Below are 2882 nucleotides of genomic sequence, written 5' to 3' on the forward strand. Positions count from 1 at the left end.
CTCGTGATACAGGGCAACAACTCCTCCGGCCCCTACTATGTGTATACCGGTCAGATCGTGCAGGGCAGCGTGCAGGTGCGGGTAGATAACAAGCCGATGCAGCTTGGCAAGGACTACACGCTCGACACCGATACAGGAGAGCTGCAGTTTCTCAACGGATTGATCATTCCCAGCTCCTCCACTATTGCCGTCTCCTATGAGACCCTCGACTACGGTCAGAGTAGCGGCTCTATCTACGGCTTTCGCATGGAGTACACTCCGCATGGCAGCGAGCACGTCGGCTTTACCTATCTCGCCCAAGTGGCTCCCGGCGGCACCACCCTCGCTCAGCGCACCCAACAGTTCTACGGAAATCCTACCCCGCTTTCCCCTTACGTACTGGACTATCCCATAGACACCTCCAAGCCGATCATCGTTAAGGTGAACGGCGTGCCGCAGGTGCAGGGGGTAGATTTCACGATAGACCCGGTCTATCGCAACCAGATTCACCTAGTGGCCGGCGTGCCCGCCAGCGAGGTGGTCACTATCCAATATACTCCACTCAATATCAACCCCATCCCCAGCAACCAGACGGTGCTGGGCCTCGATGGCAGCTTGGGGTTAGGGCGCCTCGGCAGTCTCACCTTGGAAACCGCCATGTCCGGCCTTACCCTCTCCGGGCAAGGCGTTCAAGGAAAGGCCGTACAGTTGCGTGCCAGCCTTAACCCGCTACGCTCGCTCCATACCGACATCACGGTGCGCGATATCGGCGCGACCTTCTCGGCCATCGCAAGCCCCGGCTTCAATAGGAACGAAAAGTCCATCGAAATCGCATCGGACTACACACCTTCAAGCCGCTTGCACATGAACTTCGATTGGCAAACTGCCAAGCAACCTTCCTATACCTCTGCACTCTATCAACCCGGCTATTCGGCCATCCTACCCTCCGGCAACGATAACTATAACCAGTTTACTGGCAATATCAACTATAACTTCGCACGAAACGGCACTCTAAGCCTAAGCCACAGTACCCTAAGCACCCTCTTCGCTCAGGGGGGCAGGAGCTCTAACCGCACCGATAGCCTTCAGATGAACTATACGCTGGGCACATTAGGCTTTCAGTTAGGCGTCTCTTCCAACGCAAATCAATCGCAATCGCTCTATTCGCTTGTGTCCGCCCCCTCCGGCAACAGCGGGCAGGGCACCACAAACCAGTTGGTGAACAGCAGCACCAATGTGCTTTCGGAGAACTTGGGGATCAACTGGAACCCCAATCGCTGGTTCCACCTAAACACAAGCTTTACCAACAGCCAGGTAAGCAATCAAGGTCTCTTTGTGGGCAACTCGGTAGCACGAAACGCGCAGATCAATGCCACCTTTAACCTCCGCCATGGCATCTCCCTTCAATACGGCTACTCCCTTTCGGATACGGGCAGCACCAACACCGCCACGTCAACCTCCTCTACCGGCTCATCCTCTTCTAGCTCTTCTTCGGGCACGGCTACAGGCGTTACCGGCGGTGGGACAACCATATCGCGAGGGTTGCCGGCCCTTCTGGTGCCAACCCGCATCCTTATGGCCAACGCCCTTATGCGCGACATTGCCACCGGTGGGGGCAGCACGACACCCACACTCGGTTCTGGTTTTACAGCGGGTCTCCCCATCACCAGCTATTTGGGGGGCGGCTATAATAGCAACCTTGGAAGCTTGGGCAACTATAGCGGCATTCTTACCGGCGGCACCCTTTCGGCCTACAACGGCATTGCAAGCCTAAGCGGAACCAGCAGCACCCATCATCTCACCCTATCCTACAACCCCAACGACCGCTTCCACTCCTCCATCTCTTTTCTCACCTCCTCCAGCATCGGAAGCTACCTCTACAACAGCAATCGCACCGACACGCAACTGCAACTCGGTTGGAACCTGCGAGGCGGGCTGCAGGTTAACCTCAACTACGACATGCAAAATATCGGTTATACCGGTGGGCTTGGCAACTCCAGCGTCAATACCCTCGCGCTCGATGTGGCGGGAAGGCTGTTTCGCAAACTCAATTTTCGGCTTGACGCCCTCCTGCTTTCGAATAAAAGCTTCTTAAACGCCTCATCCCTCACGGCCACCACATCCGGCTCCGGCAGCACCACGAATAATCTCACCAATACCAGCTCCAATACCGTTTCCTATCTGTTGCATCTGGACTATCCGCTCAATGCGAAAATCGGCCTCTTCTTCGACTACTCCGACTCGCTTACGGCAGGCTATCTAGGCAACAACCAGTTGAATATGCGCTTTGGGCTGGACTACTACATCGCTCGCCCGATGAAGTTCTCGTTAGGTTGGCAAATCTTGAACACCACCAACACCGATCCCTCCTTATCTAGTTACAACTACCACGTTAGCTCTCTCATCGCCCAACTGGGCTTCGAGTTTTAGCGCCTAACGCGGTCTGTGAAGGCTCTGTGGCAGCGAGTTGGGTCTCCAGCACAATAGCCCCACGCGGCCCTAACTGAAGCTGCAAGAGGTTGCCTTTCCACAGGGCCCTCGCGCGATTTGTGGCAAGGAGTGTGCGGAGTGCGATGTGCAAAGAGGGGTGTGGCCCCTGAGACACTTCGCTTAGAGAGAGGGTTTGCTGAAGGCTTCGGTCGCTGCGATTAAACAGCACGAGGATGCGGCTCTGCTGCCAAGTACGCTCGAAACCGAACAGGCCGCTGTTGTCATCGGCGATGATCGTGCGATAGTCACCATAGCGTAGGGCAGGCGTACTACGGCGAAGGGCAATGGCCTGTTTAAAAAACTGAAGGATGGTGCGGTTCCACTTTTGCGGGTTCCACTCCATGCAACGTCGGTCGTCGGGGTCTTTACCGCCCTCCATGCCGATCTCATCCCCATAGTAGACACAAGGCGTT

At 55.9% G+C, this 2882-nt stretch carries 1 protein-coding gene and 1 pseudogene; one reads left to right on the top strand and one right to left on the bottom strand.

What is annotated here, in order from left to right:
* Window positions 1–2409 (top strand): hypothetical protein (locus VKV29_RS04705; protein ID WP_324200146.1); only part of this gene is annotated, 2409 nt, incomplete at its 5' end.
* Here the strand turns inward: VKV29_RS04705 and VKV29_RS04710 are convergent.
* Window positions 2381–2882 (bottom strand): annotated as a pseudogene (locus tag VKV29_RS04710) (hypothetical protein); the annotation flags it as partial. The gene VKV29_RS04705 and the pseudogene VKV29_RS04710 sit on opposite strands and share 29 nt — an antisense overlap.

It is taken from the genome of Chthonomonas sp., assembly GCF_035294165.1.
Classification (GTDB): Bacteria; Armatimonadota; Chthonomonadetes; order Chthonomonadales; family Chthonomonadaceae; genus Chthonomonas.